General features: G+C 60.2%; 12 protein-coding genes. 7 read left to right on the plus strand and 5 right to left on the minus strand.

All coding sequences use genetic code 11. The features are described from left to right. Positions 1-28: 28 nt before the first annotated feature. The gene (locus tag ACW5W7_RS17950) at positions 29-2,827 is read right to left on the minus strand and encodes a response regulator (protein ID WP_456502571.1); all 2,799 of its coding nucleotides are present in this window, start codon (positions 2,825-2,827) and stop codon (positions 29-31) included. A gap of 154 nt (positions 2,828-2,981) precedes the next feature. On the opposite strand from ACW5W7_RS17950, the gene trxC reads away from it, so the two are divergent. Together trxC and ACW5W7_RS17960 are read left to right on the plus strand one after the other, a co-directional pair. Next, entirely contained in the window at positions 2,982-3,422 is a 441-nt protein-coding gene (gene trxC, locus ACW5W7_RS17955) for a thioredoxin TrxC (protein ID WP_456502572.1), read from the plus strand. Between the two features lie 154 nt (positions 3,423-3,576). After that, entirely contained in the window at positions 3,577-4,962 is a 1,386-nt protein-coding gene (locus ACW5W7_RS17960) for an SLC13 family permease (RefSeq protein ID WP_349917887.1), read from the plus strand. 194 nt (positions 4,963-5,156) lie between these two features. Here ACW5W7_RS17960 and ACW5W7_RS17965 read toward each other — a convergent pair whose 3' ends face one another. Both ACW5W7_RS17965 and ACW5W7_RS17970 read right to left on the minus strand, forming a co-directional pair. Then, positions 5,157-7,631: a glycogen/starch/alpha-glucan phosphorylase gene (locus tag ACW5W7_RS17965; RefSeq protein ID WP_456502573.1), complete on the minus strand. Its 2,475-nt coding sequence runs from the start codon at positions 7,629-7,631 to the stop codon at positions 5,157-5,159. Between the two features lie 394 nt (positions 7,632-8,025). Continuing rightward, the gene (locus ACW5W7_RS17970) at positions 8,026-8,223 is read right to left on the minus strand and encodes a DUF4250 domain-containing protein (RefSeq protein ID WP_349917892.1); all 198 of its coding nucleotides are present in this window, start codon (positions 8,221-8,223) and stop codon (positions 8,026-8,028) included. A gap of 230 nt (positions 8,224-8,453) precedes the next feature. Between ACW5W7_RS17970 and ACW5W7_RS17975 the strand changes: the two genes are divergently transcribed. Next, positions 8,454-8,909: a cell division inhibitor gene (locus ACW5W7_RS17975; protein WP_456502574.1), complete on the plus strand. Its 456-nt coding sequence runs from the start codon at positions 8,454-8,456 to the stop codon at positions 8,907-8,909. Between the two features lie 252 nt (positions 8,910-9,161). Here the strand turns inward: ACW5W7_RS17975 and ACW5W7_RS17980 are convergent, their stop codons facing one another. Further along, positions 9,162-10,685, minus strand: a complete 1,524-nt coding sequence (locus ACW5W7_RS17980; RefSeq protein WP_349917896.1) for a fumarate hydratase — start codon at positions 10,683-10,685, stop codon at positions 9,162-9,164. 202 nt (positions 10,686-10,887) lie between these two features. On the opposite strand from ACW5W7_RS17980, the gene pabB reads away from it, so the two are divergent. The 3 genes from pabB to ACW5W7_RS17995 all read left to right on the plus strand — a co-directional run bounded on the left by pabB (position 10,888) and on the right by ACW5W7_RS17995 (position 14,470). Then, positions 10,888-12,273 (plus strand): aminodeoxychorismate synthase component I, encoded by a 1,386-nt coding sequence (pabB, locus tag ACW5W7_RS17985; RefSeq protein ID WP_456502575.1) that lies wholly within the window; start codon positions 10,888-10,890, stop codon positions 12,271-12,273. Positions 12,274-12,393: 120 nt separating this feature from the next. Further along, a complete protein-coding gene (locus ACW5W7_RS17990; RefSeq protein WP_349922470.1) occupies positions 12,394-12,960 on the plus strand; it encodes a CoA pyrophosphatase in 567 nt (188 codons plus the stop codon). A gap of 214 nt (positions 12,961-13,174) precedes the next feature. Continuing rightward, positions 13,175-14,470, plus strand: coding sequence for an HAAAP family serine/threonine permease (locus ACW5W7_RS17995; protein ID WP_456502576.1), 1,296 nt, complete (start codon positions 13,175-13,177; stop codon positions 14,468-14,470). A 753-nt stretch (positions 14,471-15,223) separates the two neighbouring features. On the opposite strand, the gene sstT is transcribed toward ACW5W7_RS17995, so the two are convergent. Further along, complete coding sequence (gene sstT / locus ACW5W7_RS18000; RefSeq protein WP_349917904.1) at positions 15,224-16,471, minus strand: serine/threonine transporter SstT; 1,248 nt, start codon at positions 16,469-16,471, stop codon at positions 15,224-15,226. A 340-nt stretch (positions 16,472-16,811) separates the two neighbouring features. Between sstT and ACW5W7_RS18005 the strand changes: the two genes are divergently transcribed. Beyond that, a complete protein-coding gene (locus ACW5W7_RS18005; RefSeq protein WP_456502577.1) occupies positions 16,812-18,734 on the plus strand; it encodes a RecQ family ATP-dependent DNA helicase in 1,923 nt (640 codons plus the stop codon). Positions 18,735-18,811 lie beyond the last annotated feature (77 nt).

Below are 18,811 nucleotides of genomic sequence, written 5' to 3' on the forward strand. Positions count from 1 at the left end.
CTTGAGAACGATGGCTATCCCCCGGATGTCACAGCCGCTCGTCCCGCCCGCCGAACAGGCCCATGGTTGGCTCCTGCTGATCCCCGCTCAGCAGGAAGTGGGAAACCTCCTCCCGGGTCTGGCTGAAGACAAGCTGCAACTGTGCCAGCTCCTCTTCACTCAGATCCCCCTGCAGCCGCAGCCGCCACTCCAGCTCACCGGCCAGCAGTTGCAGACGCGCGGCGGAGATGTTGGCAGAGACCCCCTTGAGGGTATGCAGCAGTCGGCTTGCCACCTCGGGCTGCTGGCGACGCAGGGCGGAGCGGATGTCCCAGAGATCGTCCTTGTGTTCGGAGAGAAAGAGCTTGAACAGGATCTGCAGTGCCTCCCTGTCCTGCTCCAGTCGGCGCAGGGCATCGTCGAGATCCAGCACCCCCATCAGCGCCGGTGGCTTGACCTCGGGGCTGGTCCGGCGCTGAGCGCTGGCACCCTTCACCCACTGCAGCAGGTTGTTGTAGAGATCCAGCTTGCTGACCGGTTTGGTCACATAGCCGTTCATGCCGACCCCGAGACAACGCTCCCTGTCCCCCGGCATGGCGCTGGCGGTGAGGGCGATGATGGGCACGTCGTGCTTGTCCACCATCTTGCGGATCTGGCGGGTGGCATCTAGCCCGTCCAGCACCGGCATCTGCAGGTCCATCAGGATCACATCGAAAGGTTGCTCCGCCACCTGCTCCACCGCCTCGCGTCCGTTGCCCACCACGGTGACCACGGCCTCGATGCGGCGCAGATACTCCACGATGAGCTGCTGGTTGACCCGGTTGTCTTCGGCCAGCAGCACCCGGGTGCCCTGCAGCAGCTCCCGGAAATGCTGCTGATCCCCCTGGACCTCGGCCTGACGTACATTGCGATCGTGGGAGCTGCCGTTGAGCATCTCGTCCACCTTGGCCAGCAGGGCGTTTTCGGTCATGGGTTTGGCCAGGAAGTGGCTCAGCCCCATGCTCTCCATGCGCCCGTGCAGCCCTTCCCGGGCCCAGGCGCTGGTCATCAGCACCGGCAGACGCTGCCACTGGCTGTGCTGATGCATCTCGAGGGCGAGATCCAGACCATCTTCCTGACCCATGCGCCAGTCGAGGATGGCGAGGCGGATGTTCTGTCCCTCTTCCCGCAGCACCTGACGGGCGCGGGAGACGCTGTTGACCGTCATCACGCAGGCGCCGGCCCGGCCCAGGATGTCCTTGGCCAGCTCCAGTACCAACTCGTTGTCGTCCATCATCAGGATGAGGGGCTGGTGCTCGAAGAAGACCCGCCGCCCGGATACCCCGTATACCGCCTGGGACATGGGGATCTCGAACTCGAAGGTGGAACCCACCCCGGGCTTGCTCTGCACCGAAATCTCTCCCCCCATCAGCCCGACCAGCCGCTGGGAAATGTTGAGACCGAGCCCGGAGCCGCCATATTTGCGGGTGTTGCCCGCCTCCAGCTGGGTAAAGGGCTGGAACAGCTGGGTCTGCTTGTCCGGCGCGATGCCGATGCCGGTGTCCCGCACGCTGAAGCAGACCCGCATGGGGTGCTGGTTGACCAGGGTGATGGAGAGCTCCACCTCCCCCCGTTCGGTGAACTTGATGGCGTTGTTGACCAGATTGACCAGCACCTGACCCAGGCGCAGGGGATCCCCGCGCAGGAAGTCCGGCACCGCCGGGGACTTGTTGATGATGACCTCGATCTGCTTGCGCTCCGCCAGATCCGCGAACATGGCCGCCAGGGAGTCAAGCTGCTCGCTCAAGTCAAAATCGATCTCCTCCAGGGTCAGCTTGCCGGACTCCACCTTGGTGAGATCCAGGATGTCATTGATGAGCAGCAGCAGGGTATCGGACGAGGATTTGATCTTGCTGAGGTAGTCCCGCTGCTGCTGGCTGAGATCCGTCTGCAGCGCCAGGGCGCTGAATCCGATGATGGCGTTCATGGGGGTGCGGATCTCATGGCTCATGTTGGCCAGAAAATCGCTCTTGGCCTGAGCCAGCAAGCCGGTGTGACGGGACAGCTCGCTCAGCTTCTGGTTGCGTCGCCACAGGGTCACCGCCACCAGGGAGAAGCAGAGCAGGGCCCCGCCCAGCACCATCAGATAGAAGCGGCTCTTGAGGGAGGAGGCGAGATCCAGCTTGTCCTGTTTCCAGACCGGCAAGGAGGCCAGCCCCCGCATCTCGATGATCTGGTTGCGCAGGCGGTGATACTCCATCACCTGCTGATTGAAATCCTGGCTGAGCTGATTGATGGCCGTCACCTTGCCATTGTCGGCATAGTCGTCGCCGATGCGCTGCTGCAGCTGTTGCAGGTGGCGCAGATCGTGGGTATCCCAACTGCGTCTGAGGTAGTGGCTGATCCTGGCCAGATCGGTGAGATCCCGGTGCAGCCGAGTCTCGCTCGGGAGCTGCGTCAGCACGGCATCGAGCTGGCTCTGGAAACGTGGCTCCAGATACTCGATGGTCATCTCCATGGTGTAGAGCCTGGCGAGATCCAGCAGATAACCGTCGATGTCCTTTTGCAGTGCCTGGGACTTGGGATCGTCGGCGAGATCCGGGTCTTCGCGTATCTGGGTCACAAATTTGTCGAGCACGTTGGAGAGCAGGCTGAGCCGCTGCTGCACGCTGCCATCGCTGGCCTTCTCGCGCCCCAGCAGATAGACGGTGTCGGTATTGATGCGGTTGAGGACCAGCTCGGCGGCCATGCTCAACTCGGAGGCACGCTGCTGCTGGCTGAGCAGTTGCCAGCAATAGGCCGAAAACCCCAGCAAAGATGCGATGATAAGGCTCAGGACAACACGATTGACGCGTGCAACACTCTTCATCCCGTCTCGATTCTCATGTCATGGTCAACTATCCGGTGACGAGGTGTCACGGCCGGACCGCCAACTGTGAAAAATAACTGGCTGCTATGTTACCGTTAGTCGGCGCGATCAATGCAACAAAGTTGTTGCAAGGCAATGAAATAAGGACGCAATTATGTCATCTATCACTACCTATTGTAGCCAGTGCTTTACCCGCAATCGCCTGCCCAGCGAGAAAGTGGACCTGACCGCGAAGTGCGGTCGCTGCCGGGAGCCCCTGTTTGGTCTCGCCCCGGTCACGGGACGCAGCGATCAGTTCGATACCCTGATCGCCTCCGACCTGCCGGTCGTGGTGGACTTCTGGGCCAGCTGGTGCGGCCCCTGCCTGCAGTTTGCCCCGGTGTTTCAGGAGATGGCGCGAGAGCTCGCACCGCGCATCCGTTTCGTCAAACTCGATACCGAGCAAGAGAGTACCATCGCCAGTCGCTACGGCATTCGCAGCATTCCCACCTTGATGGTGTTCCAACGCGGGCAGATCCTGGCCCAACGCAGCGGCTCGCTGCCAAAGAGCCTGTTCAAGGAGTGGCTGCTCTCCTCCCTTCCCCAGGACAAATGAAAACACAATGTTTAATTTTTGTTTTCATGGTGTTTAATTTCTTTTTAACTCTGTGAGACGCCACATGCTTTGCTCACTTACCCCTGTTTCAAACAGGGGATCAAATGTAACCTCGGCAACACAACAACAACCATAAATTAACCGAGAACACATCATGCATACCTCTGCCGTACCCTCTGCACCCCCACGCTGGCTCGACGTCAAGGCCGGGATCGTCATCGCTGACGTCCTCTTGCTCTGTGCCATGCTCGCCTGGCTCCCCTTTGATCCCATGGTCAACAAGGGGCTCGCCATCCTCATCTTCATCGCCATCCTCTGGTTGACCGAGGCGGTGAACATCACCATCACCGCCATCTCGATCCCGGTGCTGGCCACCCTGCTCGGGGTGTTTGACATGAGCAAGTCGCTCACCGACTTTGCCAACCCCGTGCTCTTCCTCTTCTTTGGCGGCTTCGCACTGGCGGCGGCCCTCTCCAAGCAGGGGCTGGATACCCAGATCGCCGCCAAGGTGATGCAACTGGCCAAGGGGCACCTCGGTTGGGCGGCCATCGTGCTGTTCACCATCACGGCTGCCCTCTCCATGTGGATCAGCAACACCGCCACCGCCGCCATGATGCTGCCGCTCGCCCTCGGCATGCTCAAGGGGCTCGACGTCCACAAGGAGCGCCGTACCCTGGTCTTCGTCCTGCTGGGCGTCGCCTACAGCGCCAGCATCGGCGGCATCGGCACCCTGGTGGGCAGCCCCCCCAACGCCATCGCCGCCGCCCAGATGGGCCTTGGCTTCACCGACTGGCTGAAATTCGGCATTCCCGTGGTGCTCATCTTCATGCCGGTGGGCATCGGCCTGCTCTACCTGGTCACCCGTCCCGACCTCTCCCATCAGGTCAGCACCGAGAAAGTCACCATCGAGTGGACCGGTCAGCGCAAGACGACCCTGGCCATCTTCCTGACCACTGTGCTGCTGTGGATTGGCTCCCAACCCATCGCCTCGGCGCTGGGGGGCATTCCCCAGTTCGATACCCTGATCGCCATGGGGGCCATCCTCGCCATCGCCGTCAGCCGGGTGGCCAACTGGGATGACATCAACCAGAACACCGACTGGGGCGTGCTGCTGCTGTTCGGGGGCGGTCTGACCCTGAGTTCCATCCTGAAGCAGACCGGTGCCAACGCCTTCCTGGCGGAGCACCTCTCCAGCAGCCTGTCCACCATGCCGATCTTCGTGATCCTGCTCTGCCTCGCGGCCTTCGTGGTGTTCCTGACCGAGCTGGTCTCCAACACCGCCACCGCCGCTCTGCTGGTGCCGCTGTTTGCCGGGGTGGCCGAAGCGCTGGGGGTCTCCCCCATCGTCGTCTCCGTGCTCATCGCGGTCGGCGCCTCCTGCGCCTTCATGCTGCCGGTGGCCACGCCGCCCAACGCCATCGTCTTCGCCAGCGGTCATATCCAGCAGCGCGAGATGATGCGGGCCGGCCTGGTGCTGAACCTGGTGTTCACCGTCATCCTGACCCTGCTGGCCTATTGCTTCGGCGATATCCTGCACTGAGAAGGCGTCTCTCCTTCCCCTCGACAAGGCCCCTGACGGGGCCTTTCTTGTATCCACCGATCCCGCTGCCTTCCCACCATGTCGCACATCATGTCATCCACCATGTGCGCCTCTGGCAGTGAACTCACCCTGTAAAATCCATTCTTCATGAAATAAAAAACCCCCGCAATGCGGGGGTTTGGGAGTCAATGCACTTAGCCGACGTTGCAGGCTTTCAGATTCCAGATCCGGTCCACGTAATCCTGGATGGAGCGGTCGGAGTTGAACTTGCCCATGGTGGCCGAGTTGATGATGGCCTTCTTCGCCCAGAGCGCCGGATCCCGATACCAGGTATCGATGAGCTTGTGGGCATCCGAGTAGGAGGCGAAGTCCGCCAGGGTCAGGTAAGGATCCCCCCCTTCCAGCAAGGAGCGCTTGATGGAGGAGAGCTCGCCCGGACGACCCGGCGTGAAGTAGTCGGTGTCGAACCAGTCCAGCACGGCCTTGAGCTCGGAGTTGGCATAGTAGAAGTCATAGGGGTTGTAGCCCCGGCTCTTCAACGCCTTCACCTCGTCCACGTTCAGCCCGAAGATGGCGCAGTTCTCGGCACCCGCTTCCTCGGCGATCTCGATGTTGGCCCCGTCCAGGGTGCCGATGGTGATGGCGCCGTTCAGTGCCATCTTCATGTTGCCGGTCCCCGAGGCTTCGTAGCCGGCGGTGGAGATCTGCTCGGACACGTCCGCTGCCGGGATCATCTTCTCGGCCAGGCTTACCCGGTAGTTCGGCATGAACACCACTTTCAGCTTGCCCTGGATGCGGGCGTCGTTGTTGACCCGCTCAGCCAGCTTGTTGATGGCATAGATGATGTCCTTGGCCAGCTTGTAGCCAGGGGCCGCCTTGGAGCCGAAAATGAACACCCGCGGGTGCATGTCGTAGTCCGGGTTCGCCAGCAGACGGCGATAGAGCGCCATGATGTGGATGAGGTTCAGCTGTTGACGCTTGTACTCGTGCAGACGCTTGATCTGCACGTCGAAGATCGCCTCCGCGCTCACCTCGATGCCGGTCTCGTCCTTGATCACCTTGACCAGCTTCTCCTTGTTGTGGCGCTTGATGGTCATGAACTGCTGCTGGAATGCCTTGTCGTCGGCAAACTGGGTAACGGTGCGCAGCTTGTCCAGTTGCAGCGGCCACTCCTTGCCCACCACCTCGTTGTAGAGTGCGGCGAGTTCGGGGTTGCAGGCCAGCAGCCAGCGGCGCGGGGTCACGCCGTTGGTGACGTTGCACATCTTCTCTGGCCACAGCGCGGCGAACTCGGGGAAGAGATCCTCCTTCACCAGCTTGGAGTGGATTTCGGCCACACCGTTGACCTTGGAAGAGCCGATGACACACAGGTTGCCCATGCGTACCTTGCGCACCGTCCCCTCTTCGATGATGGAGAGCTTGGCCTTGATGGCATCGTCGCCCGGCCACTTGGGTTCCACCAGCTTGTTCAGGAACTGGGCGTTGATCTCGTAGATGATCTCGAGGTGACGAGGCAGTACCTTCTCGAACAGGCTGACGCTCCACTTCTCCAGCGCTTCCGGCAGCAGGGTGTGGTTGGTGTAGGAGAAGACCCCGTAGCTGATGGCCCAGGCGGCCTCCCAGCTCAGTCCTTCCTCATCCACCAGCACGCGCATCAGCTCGGGAATGGCCACGGTCGGGTGGGTATCGTTGAGCTGAATGGCGATCTGGGCGGCGAAGTTGCTGAAGTCGCTGCCATGAGCACGCTTGTAACGGCGCATGATGTCCTTGATGGAACAGGCGCAGAAGAAATATTGCTGGATCAGACGCAGCTCTTTGCCGGCATCCGTCTCATCGTTCGGGTAGAGCACCTTGGAGATGGTCTCGGCTTGGGCCTTCTCCGCCTGGGAGTCCACATAGCCACCGGCGTTGAACACGTCCCAGTCAAAGAATTCGGAGGCACGGGACTCCCACAGCCGCAGGATGTTGACGGTGTGACCGCCAAAGCCGACGACCGGGATATCCCAGGGCACCCCTTTGATCTTGCGACCGGCATGCCACACCTTCTTCAGGCCGCCGTTGTCGCCAAATACGGTCTCCACGTAGCCATAGAGCGGGATCTCCTGCACCGATTCGGGACGGCAGATCTCCCAGGGGTTGCCGTATTCGCGCCAGGAGTCCGGACGCTCGATCTGGCGGCCATCCTGGAATTCCTGACGGAACAAGCCGTGCTCGTAGTGAATGCCGTAGCCCACGGCCGGGTAGTTCAGGGTGGCAAGGGAGTCGATGAAGCAAGCGGCCAGACGGCCAAGGCCGCCGTTGCCAAGGGCCATGTCAGGCTCTTGCTCGCACAGATCGGTCAGTTCCAGACCGAGCTCCCCCAAGGCCTCTTCGCAGGTCTTGTAAAGGGAGAGGTTGTGCAGGTTGTTGGAAGTCAGGCGCCCCATCAGGAATTCAGCAGAGAGATAGTGAATCGCACGAGTATCTTTCTTGAAGTGAGTCTGCTGAGTACGGGTCAGGCGCTCGTATACCTGTTCGTTGACGGCGGCGGCCGTCGCTTTCCACCACGCTTCCGGCGAGGCTTTCTGTTCGCTTGTCCCCAAGGTAGAACGCAGGTGACGCACGATGCTCGCTTTAAGCTGATCTTTATCCAGTTGGAGATCCTGGTCTGTCTTCTTCTTGGTAGCCATACACCATTTTCCTTCGTTACAAATAAAAATGTTATCCCATCTCGGGACCGGCACTGTTGTTATATCTGAATATGTTCCGGCATGAGCATACTAGCCAAAACCGCTGAATGAAACGTTAACGCGAGTCACACTTTAACGTATGGAAATGACAGTTCAAGCCTGAAAACCCTTTCCGAATCAAGATTAGATGAAATATTAATATTCAAATAAATCATGTGGTTATATAAAAACGAAACGAGCGTGTTCATGAATAGGCTTTCAATACTTGAAAGCGTTTGAAAATACATGAAAATAACGACATTCCTGAATGGATGTGAAAGCGATTTCAATCTTCACAGGATCATTTCCACAATAAAAGAAAGGTGCCCCAGTTGGAGCACCTTTTCTCGTCATATTACCCATGAGCCTTGAACTGGTTGCTCATGGGGTCGTAGTGATAGCCGATCTGCTGCAAACGCGCGGCCAGCTGATCTTCCGTCATGTCGTAGTAGGCCAACAGCTCCTCCAGACCATCGCACTCCAGCCGCAGCTTTTCGTTGATGATCCCGAGCAGAATATTGGCGTCCAGTCGTTGCAAGGTGCTGACATCCATCCCGATCCCTCCTTGTCATACATACTGTATAACCATGACCCCCTGCCCCCGCTTTGTCCATAGCGCAAAAAACACCCAACTTAGGTTGAGTGTAAATTTCATTTAAATTCAATTAGATAACAAAACATCCTGTTAGTGGGCTCACATTTTTGACCGAAAACGACTTGTCACTGGCGCTCGTTACAACTACTGTATACACATACAGCATGGTTATTCATACAGGAAAACATATGAGCCACCCTATCCCATCCTCCCCTGCCGGTCTGATGGCCCCCTGGCCCACTCGCCACCAGGCCAAGGTAGAGCAGGCCGCACAGCCCGAGACGCCGCTGCTGAGCGAGCTGGGACGGCTCAGTCAGGATAATGGCGGCTGGATCCTGCTCATCGCCCCCCCTGGCCTGCCAGTGGCCGAGCAGTGGCAGGCGCAGGGGATCGATCCCGCCCGGGTGTTGGTGGTGCACGGTGCCAAGATCAAGAACTGGCAGCGCATGCTGGAGCAGAGCCTCGGCAACGGCCACTGCGCCGCCGTGCTGACCTGGCTACCCGAACAGGTCGCCCTGGATCGCGCCAAGTTGAAGAGACTGGGGCAAGGTACCGGCGTGCTGACCCGGTTCTTCGAGTCACAACGCCTCCCCCATCACCCGAACCTTGGTTACGGTGGTCAGGATATCTATCTCAATCACTGAGGCAGGCTGATGGGGAAGCGAAGGCCGAGGAAGGCGTGGTGAGTGGATAGCGCGTCCAACCGGGGCAGTCACAAACGGTAGCCATTGGCGGTTATCAGGAGTCAGGGTCTGGAGGCTGGTTCTGGGATGGAAATGACGCTCTTTCACCCATGCAAAAGGCGACCCTGAGGTCGCCTTTTATCATTGCCGTGAGCCCAAAACCCAGCCTTGCATGTTCAGGCATCCCATGGCTGGCATGCCCGTCAACACACCTCAGGAAAGCTTGACGTCCAGCTCGGCAATCTTGGCCGACCAGTAGGCCGGGCCGGTTTCATGGATATTGTTGCCTTGGGAGTCGACGGCGACCGTCACCGGCATGTCTTCCACCTCGAACTCGTAGATGGCTTCCATGCCGAGATCGGCGAAGGCCACCACCCGTGCCTTCTTGATGGCTTTGGCCACCAGGTAGGCAGCGCCCCCCACGGCCATCAGATAGACAGCCTGGTGCTCCTTGATGCTCTGCACCGTCTTGGGACCACGCTCGGACTTGCCTATCATGCCGATGAGACCGGTCTCCCCCAGCATCATGTCGGTGAACTTGTCCATCCGGGTGGAGGTCGTGGGGCCAGCCGGGCCGACCACTTCGTCACGGACCGCATCCACCGGACCGACGTAATAGATGAAGCGATTGGTGAAATCGACCCCTTCCGGCAGGCCTTCACCATTTTTGAGCATGTCGGCGATGCGCTTGTGGGCCGCGTCGCGACCGGTCAGGATCTTGCCGGAGAGCAGCACGGTATCCCCGCTCTTCCAGCTGGCGAGCTCGGCCTTGGTGATGCCGTCCACGTTGACCCGGCGCACGTTGCCGCCGGACTCGCGGGTGATCTGTGGCCAGTCTTCCAGTTTGGGCGGGGTCAGCTCCGCCGGACCCGAGCCATCCAGCTCGAAGTGGACGTGGCGGGTGGCTGCACAGTTGGGGATCATCACCACCGGCTTGGAGGCGGCGTGGGTCGGCGCGGATTTCACCTTCACATCCAGCACAGTGGTGAGGCCACCCAGACCCTGGGCACCGATGCCGAGCTTGTTGACCTTGTCATAGAGATCCACCCGCAGCTTCTCTTCCGTGGTTTGCGGGCCACGGGCGATCAGCTCCTGAATGTCGATGTGCTCCATCAGGGCTTCCTTGGCCAGCACCGCCGCTTTCTCGGCGGTGCCGCCGATACCGATGCCGAGCATGCCGGGGGGACACCAGCCAGCGCCCATGGTCGGCACCGTCTTCAGTACCCATTCGACCACGTCGTCGGACGGGTTGAGCATCACCATCTTGGACTTGTTCTCGGAGCCACCGCCCTTGGCGGCGATGCTCACTTCCACCTTGTCACCCTGCACCATGTCGATGTGCACCACGGCCGGGGCGTTGTCCTTGGTGTTCTTGCGACTGCCGGCCGGATCGGCGAGCACGGAGGCACGCAGCGGGTTGTCCGGATTGGTGTAGGCACGACGGGTGCCTTCATCCACCATCTCCTGCACTGTCATGTCGCTGTCCCACTGCACCTTCATGCCAATCTTGACGAAACAGGTGACGATGCCGGTGTCCTGGCACAGAGGACGGTGGCCTTCGGCGGACATGCGGGAGTTGATCAGGATCTGGGCCAGGGCATCCTTGGCGGCCGGGTTGATCTCGCGGTCATAGGCAGCCTTGGCGGCCTGGACGAAATCGAGGGGGTGGTAGAAGGAGATGTACTGCAGGGCGTCGGCAATAGAATCAATAAAGTCCTGTTTTTTAATGATGCTCATATCATCCTCACTGGTCCTTGTCTCAAGCAATGCGAGCAAGGGCTTCCATTTGAGCCGAGCCTTAGTGGCGGTGCATACACAGCGCGACAGGCAGGGCGTGTTTTTATGACGTGTTTTTCTGTAAATGCCGGCGGTCATGATACGCTTGAGCACCCTTACCGGCTAGGGAGCTGGGTGCAAACTGTTGCCTGTGTAACAAAAAATGAAACCAAGACTGCATATCCACCATTTCGACCCCCAAACATCCCTTCACACCCTGTTTGGCCGCCTGCAGCGGCAACCCTGGACCATCTTGCTGGAATCCGCCGGGCCCCTTGGCGCCGACAATCGCTTCGACATCATCACCGCCGATCCCCTCGCCACCCTAGAAACCCGGGGAACCTGCACGCTCGTGAGCCAAGCCGAGGGCACGGTGCGAAGCGATGAAGACCCCCTCGCCCTGCTCGCCAGCACGCAATTGGCCCTGCTGGGGGAGCTGCAACCCATTCAGAGCGATGCCATCGGCGCCGAGCTGCCTTTTATTGGTGGCGCCCTCGGGCTCTTTGGTTACGATCTGGGGCGGCGTTTCGAGCGCTTGCCAACCCAGGCGCAGGCCGACATCCAGGTGCCGGACATGGCGGTCGGGATCTACGACTGGGCACTGCTGCGAGAGGTCGCGACCGCTCGCTGGCAACTGGTGCATTGGGGTGACGAGGCGGGGCTTGCCCGCCGATTGCAATGGCTGACGGCGCAGTGCGCCTCCCCCATCCAGCCCTTTACCCTGCGAGGTCCCTGGCAGAGCAACATGAGCCGGGCCGAGTATGGCGAGAAGTTTGCCCGCATCCAGGCCTATCTGGCGGCGGGCGACTGCTACCAGATCAATCTCACCCAGCGTTTCAGCGCCCCCTATCAGGGGGATGAGTGGTCCGCCTACCTCGCCCTCAGCGCCGCCAACAAGGCACCATTCTCGGCCTTTGTGCGTCTGCCTGAGAGTGCGATCCTGAGCCTCTCGCCCGAGCGTTTCCTGTTGCTCGATGGTCGCCACATCGAAACCAAACCCATCAAGGGCACCCGCCCTCGCCACCCGGATCCGCTAGTCGATCAGGCCCGCGCCGACGAGCTGGCCAGTGCCGACAAGGACAGATCCGAGAATCTGATGATCGTGGATCTCTTGCGCAACGACATCGGCCGGGTGAGCCGGCCGGGTTCGGTCAGCGTGCCCCATCTGTTTGCGGTGGAATCTTTCCCCGCCGTCCATCACCTGGTCTCCACCATTCACGGGGAGCTCGATGCCTGCTGGCAAGGGGTGGATCTGCTGCGGGCCTGCTTCCCCGGCGGCTCCATCACCGGCGCGCCCAAGATCCGCGCCATGGCGATCATCGAGGAGCTGGAGCCCCAGCGGCGTAACGCCTACTGCGGCAGCATCGGCTACCTGAGCCAGCATGGACGCATGGACACCAGCATCTGCATCCGCACCCTGATCGCCGAAGCGGGGCAGATCCACTGCTGGGCGGGCGGCGGCATCATCGCCGACTCCGAGGTCGACAGCGAATATCAGGAGACCTACGACAAGGTGGCCCGCATTCTGCCGCTGCTGGATGCACACTAAGCCAGCCATTGGACAAATCAACGTCAAGGAGAGAAAGCACGAGATGAGCGACATCCATCGGAAGCGGGCAGTGTGCCCCGTCACTCTTCGCCCCTCACTGCGGGGTCACGGGTTATGGCTTTGAATCGTACCGAGTTGCTGACCCGTTTCCTGCTGCAGCGCCCTGCCCCGGCCCATCGCCTGATGCTGGCAGGGCTCAAGCCGGCTGCCGTGCTGCTTCCTCTGGTGGAGCGTCCCACCGGACTTCACCTGCTGTTGACCCGGCGCAGCACCCAACTGCGCCACCATCCTGGCCAGATAAGCTTCCCCGGCGGCCGCCAGGATCCGGAGGATGAAAACCTCATCCAGACGGCCCTGCGGGAGACTCACGAAGAGCTGGGGATCCCCGCCTCCCAGATCCGGGTCATCGGCAGCCTCACCCCCCTCAATACCATCTCCCTCTACGATGTCTTGCCGGTGCTCGCCCAGGTGGACGCCGACTATCGGCTCACCCTGAGCCCGGATGAAGTGGAGCAGGCCTTCGAGGTCCCCCTGAGCCACTTGCTCAACCCGGCGCACCACATCGCCCTGACCCTGCCCCGGGGTGGCAGGAGCCACACCATTTATTGGATCCCCTGGCAAGATTCTTTCATCTGGGGGGCCACGGCCAGCATGATCCGCCAGCTAGCCCAGCATCTGTCGAGATAACATTCCATTAACGAGCGACGCTGAGAAATTATCCATTTAACACTCAACTAACATTGAGGATGATAAAGAAATTTTGATTTTTTATTCTTTTGATCACATTTCCATAAGAAAGTAGGGGTTCCGGCTCAACAAAGGTGAATTTGATCAACATTTTTGATTAAAAAGAAAGTATTCTTGCGCCGACTCAACAAAACACACATTCGGGGTGAGACACATGTCTAATACTGTCACCGGCGCGCAAGACGCCGCGACCACACAAACGCAAGGAACGCAGCCGCTGCAAGCGCGCAGTTGGAACAAGCAGGACACCACCTGGGTGATCAGTCTGTTTGGGACCGCCGTCGGCGCGGGCATCCTGTTCCTGCCGATCAACGCTGGCATGGGTGGCTTCTGGCCACTGGTGGTCATGGCACTGCTGGTCGGTCCCATGACTTACCTGGCTCACCGCGGGCTGGCCCGCTTCGTGCTGTCTTCCAAGAATCCCGGCGCCGACATCACCCAGGTGGTAGAAGAGCACTTCGGGATTGGCGCAGGCAAATTGATCACCCTGCTCTACTTCTTCGCCATCTACCCCATCGTGCTGATCTACGGCGTGGGCATCACCAACACGGTCGAGAGCTTCATGGTGAACCAGTTGCAGATGACGGCACCGCCGCGCTGGATCCTCTCCATCGTGCTCATCATGGGCATGATGTCGGTCATGCTGGCCGGTGAAAAGCTGATGCTCAAGGTCACCGAGTTCCTGGTGTACCCGCTCATCGCCATCCTGGCGGGCATCTCCCTCTACCTCATCCCGGACTGGACCGGTGCGGCCCTCTCCCAGGTGCCGTCCGCCAAGGACTTCGCCACCACCCTGTGGCTGACCATCCCGGTACTGGTGTTCTCCTTCAACCACAGCCCGGCCATCTCCAGCTTCGCCCTGGCCCAGCGCCGCGACTATGGTGACAACGCCGTTGCCAAGTCCGACGCCATCTTGAAGCGCACCGCCATGATCCTGCTGGGTTTCGTGATGTTCTTCGTCTTCTCCTGCGTGATGAGCCTGACACCGGCCCAGCTGGTAGAAGCCAAGTCCCAGAACATCGCCGTGCTCTCCTACCTGGCCAACCAGCATGCGAGCCCGATCATCTCCTACTTCGGTCCTCTGGTTGCCTTCGTGGCCATCGTCTCCTCCTTCTTCGGTCACTACCTGGGTGCCCGTGAAGGCCTGAAGGGCATGATCGTCCAGAACATGCGCAAGTCCGGCAAGACCCCGAACACCAAGAAGGTCGAGCTGTTCATCATCGCCTTCTTCATCCTGACCCTGTGGGCAGTGGCCGTGATCAACCCCTCCATCCTCGGCATGATCGAATCCCTGGGTGGCCCCATCATCGCGACCATCCTGTTCCTGATGCCGATGTACGCCATCAAGCGCGTACCGGCCATGGCGAAATATCAGGGCCAGATCAGCAACGTCTTCGTGGCGACCATGGGCCTGATTGCCATCTCCGCCATCCTGTACCAGCTGTTCTGATAACCGCGGTCTATTGACCCATCCATGCCCGCCAACCCTGGCGGGCATTTTTTATGGGCGCTTTTTGTGGGCGCAGTGTGGAGGGAAAGACTGACGTAATCGAGGGGCGCTGCATGACACAAGGCCCCCCCTTTCTTCGCTGATTGCCGCCACTGAGCGGGTTCGGTTCACCTTGGGCACGACTTTCGTTCACTGGTGCACGATGCAAGACCTCACCACAGCGTCAGCACAACTGCCTGCCGATGACAGACCATCACGCCAGGCACTCGCCTCTCCTCCCTAGGCGTTCCCCTGCTCATGCCGCAAGCGGCCTCTTGCAACACCAATACCCTCTGCCCCCTTCTCCTTCGGTGATCCTTCCCATCCCCATCCCGTCCTTCGTCCTGCTCATCGGAGATAACAGCGGGCCCATGCACAGCAGCCTGGAGCTGGTGCACAGCGGCTGCGAAGCCTGGCAAGACAAGGTTTGGGATGATGATTGAGGGATTGAGTGATTGAGTGATTGAGTGATTGAGTGATTGAGTGATTGAGTGAGTTTGCAGCAATGGCGAGGGTGAAGGGCCATTTCCCCGATGCCAGCTCAGACCGGCACGGCGCTATGGCCCACCCCCCTTGGGACTGGACGTCCGAGAGGGCATTCTGATCTTGATCACAGGCATAAAAAAACGCCCTCACTGGAGGGCGTTCTCGCAGGCTTGATGCCTTGTTATCAGGCTTTCGTTATCAAGCCTTTGGTTTTCAAAGCTTTGGTTATCAGGCTTCGCGCGACAGGGGCGCGGCGTCCAGCAGGGTCTCATCTTCGGCCATGCAGGCCGCAGCGGTGAACAGCACGTCGGTGGAACTGTTGAGAGCCGTCTCGGCAGAGTCTTGCAGCACGCCGATGATGAAGCCCACGGCAACGACTTGCATGGCGATGTCGTTGCTGATGCCAAACAGGCTGCACGCCAGCGGGATCAGCAGCAAGGAGCCGCCAGCCACACCGGAAGCACCACAGGCACTGATGGTGGCGACCACGGAGAGCAGGATGGCGGTGGCCAGATCCACTTCCATCCCCAGGGTATGTACCGCTGCCATGGAGAGCACGGTAATGGTGATGGCAGCACCGGCCATGTTGATGGTGGCGCCCAGCGGGATGGAGACCGCATAGGTGTCTTCTGGCAGACGCAGCTTCTCGCACAGGGCCATGTTGACCGGGATGTTGGCGGCGGAGCTGCGGGTGAAGAAGGCGGTCACGCCGCTCTCTTTCAGGCAGGTCAGCACCAGCGGATAGGGATTGCGCTTGATCTTCCAGAACACGATGAGCGGGTTGACCACGAAGGCGATGAACAGCATGCAACCGATCAGCACCACCAGCAGCTGGGCGTAACCGAGCAGGGCACCGAAGCCGGTCTCGGCCAGAGTGGAAGCAACCAGACCCAGGATGCCGAGGGGGGCGCAGCGGATCACTGCCTTGACGATGGTGGAGACCCCGTGGGACAAGTCGGTGATCAGCGCCTTGGTGCTCTCATTGGCATGGCGCATGGCGATGCCAAGGCCGATGGCCCAGGCCAGAATGCCGATGTAGTTGGCATCCATCAGCGCCTTCACCGGGTTGGTCACCACGTTGAACAGCAGGGTCTGCAGCACCTCGGTGATGCCGCCAGGGGGCGTGATCTCGGCACTGTTCGCCACCAGATGCAGGTTGGAGGGGAACAGGAAGCTCGCCAGCACCGCGACCACGGCGGCGGCGAAGGTGCCAAACAGATAGAGCGCCAGCAGCGGGCGAATGCTGGTCTTCTGACCCTGTTTGTGACCGATGATCGCCGCCATGACCAGTACGAATACCAGCAGCGGCGCGACCGCCTTCAATGCACCGACGAACAGGCTGCCAAGCAGGCCCGCTGCCTTTGCCCATTCCGGCATGAACATGGCGAGGAAGATACCGAGTACCAGACCGACCAGGATCTGGCTAACCAGACTGGTGCTGTTGACCAGTCTTATGAGGGGGTGTTGTTGTGTCATCAAATAGTCCCTGTGCACGCTTGGGTGCTTGAATCATTAGTCCTGTTTGCAATCTCCCGCACGCCGTCACCCCGGTCTCTCACCGGCGTGGTCTGTCCTGGCAAGTCTTCTTCTGGACCTGTCCAGTACGCGCGGGACTGCGGCAACGAATATCCCATCTGCCATCGGTTTTTTCCACATAATCACTGAAAAATATCAGGGTTACCTCACAAAAAATCTACAACAAAGCGATAACACAATATCAACGTCGGTCAAAATAGCGCCACTCCAGTCCCTTGGTCGGCCCGCCGGCCCTCAAGGGTGGTATGATGCCGCTCTTTGTTTGTGCTGGAGCCTTGCCATGATCCCCTCTCTGTTGACCCGTCACTTCGGTTTTGATCGGTTAAGACCCGGTCAGGAGGCGGTGATCAGCCGCCTGTTGGCGGGCAAGAGTGCGGCCGCCATCTTCCCGACCGGCGCGGGCAAATCCCTCTGCTATCAATTGCCCGCCCTCGCCCTGCCCCACCTGACCCTGGTTATCTCGCCGCTGATCGCCCTGATGCACGATCAACTCGCCTTTTTGAAGAGCAAGGGCATAGCCGCTGCCAGCCTGGATTCGAGCCTGACGGCGGAAGAGAGTCGACGAGTGATGCAGCAGGCCAGCGACGGCCAGTTGAAGATCCTGATGATCTCGGTGGAGCGCCTCAAGAACGAACGCTTTCGCCGCTTTATCGCCGGGGTGCCGATCTCGATGCTGGTGGTGGATGAGGCGCACTGCATCTCGGAGTGGGGCCACAACTTTCGCCCGGACTATCTGAAGCTGCCGAGTCATCGCCGCGAGCTCGCCATTCCCCAGGTATTGCTGCTCACCGCCACCGCCACCCCGGCGGTGATGGCAGACATGCAGGCCAAGTTCGGCATAGATAAGGAAGACCTGGTGGTGACCGGCTTCTATCGCCCCAACTTGGATCTCGCCGTCGTTCCCCTGCCTCCCGAGGCGCGCGATGAGTGGCTGATTGCCGAGATCCTGAAGGAGCCCGCGGCGCCCACCATCGTCTATGTCACCCTGCAGCACAGTGCGCAGCAGTGTGCCGAGCGCCTGCAGCGGGCAGGCATCAGGGCCTGCGCCTATCATGCCGGGCTCGATAGCGACGTGCGTAGCCGGATCCAACATGAGTTCATGGCGGGCAAACAGGATTGCATCGTCGCCACCATCGCCTTCGGCATGGGCATCGACAAGGCCGATATCCGCCGGGTCATTCATTACGATCTGCCCAAATCCATCGAAAACTACAGCCAGGAGATAGGCCGCGCCGGCCGCGATGGTCTGCCCTCCCGCTGCGTCGTGCTGGCCAATCGCGCCCAGTTGCCGGTGCTGGAGAACTTCGTCTATGGGGATACCCCGGACAGATCAGCCATACTGGCGCTGCTCGAGACGGTGCAACAAAGTGGCAGTGAGTGGGAATTTGGTCTGCTGCGGCTCTCCAACGACACCAATATTCGCCAACTGCCCCTCAAGACCCTGCTGGTCTATCTGGAAATGGAGGGGGTCATTGCGCCGGCCTACAGCTACTTCGCCGAATATCGCTTCAAGTTCGTGCTGGACAAGGGGGAAATCCTGGCTCGTTTCAATCCCGATCGCCGCCAGTTTCTGGAGCAGCTGTTTGCCTGTGCCCCCCAGGCTCGCAGCTGGTGCACCATGGACTTCGAGGCGCTCTGGCAGGGGTATCAGGGCGAGCGGCACCGCGCGGCGGCGGCGCTGGATTATCTGCAGCAACAGGGCTGGATCGAGCTCGAGAGCAAACAGATGACGGAAGTGTATCGGGTATTGCGCCAGGATCTTGCCATCGAGCCCTTGGCCACACGGCTGCACGACCTGTTCACGCAAAAAGAGCAGAGTGAATTGGCCAGGTTGCAGGCGCTGTTGGCCTTCTTTACCTCAACCCGATGCCTGAGCCACGAGTTGGCCCGCTATTTTGCCGATCAGCAGGCACCCACCCATTGCGGGCACTGCTCCGTCTGTCGGGGGGAGATTGCCAACCTGCCCGTGCTGCCAAGCCCGCCCCTGCCCAATGAGCACGGTCTGCGTGCCTGGTGCGATCCCTTTGTCGCCCTAGGCAAGAGCCAGGATCCCCGCGTGCTGACCCGCTTCCTGTGCGGCATCGCCACCCCGCTCTCCACCCGCGTCAAGGCAAAGAACCTGGCGGGTTTTGGCCAATTGGCAGCCCATCCCTTCGCCGACGTGCTGGCGGCAGTATCACGAGCCTACCCCGCTATTTTCTAAGGATGTTTACCGGGCGCCAAAAAAATAAGACCCTCGCGGATGCGAGGGTCAAGCCAACGGAAACGTGCTTAAACAGA

The sequence above is a fragment of the Aeromonas intestinalis genome (genome assembly GCF_054052485.1).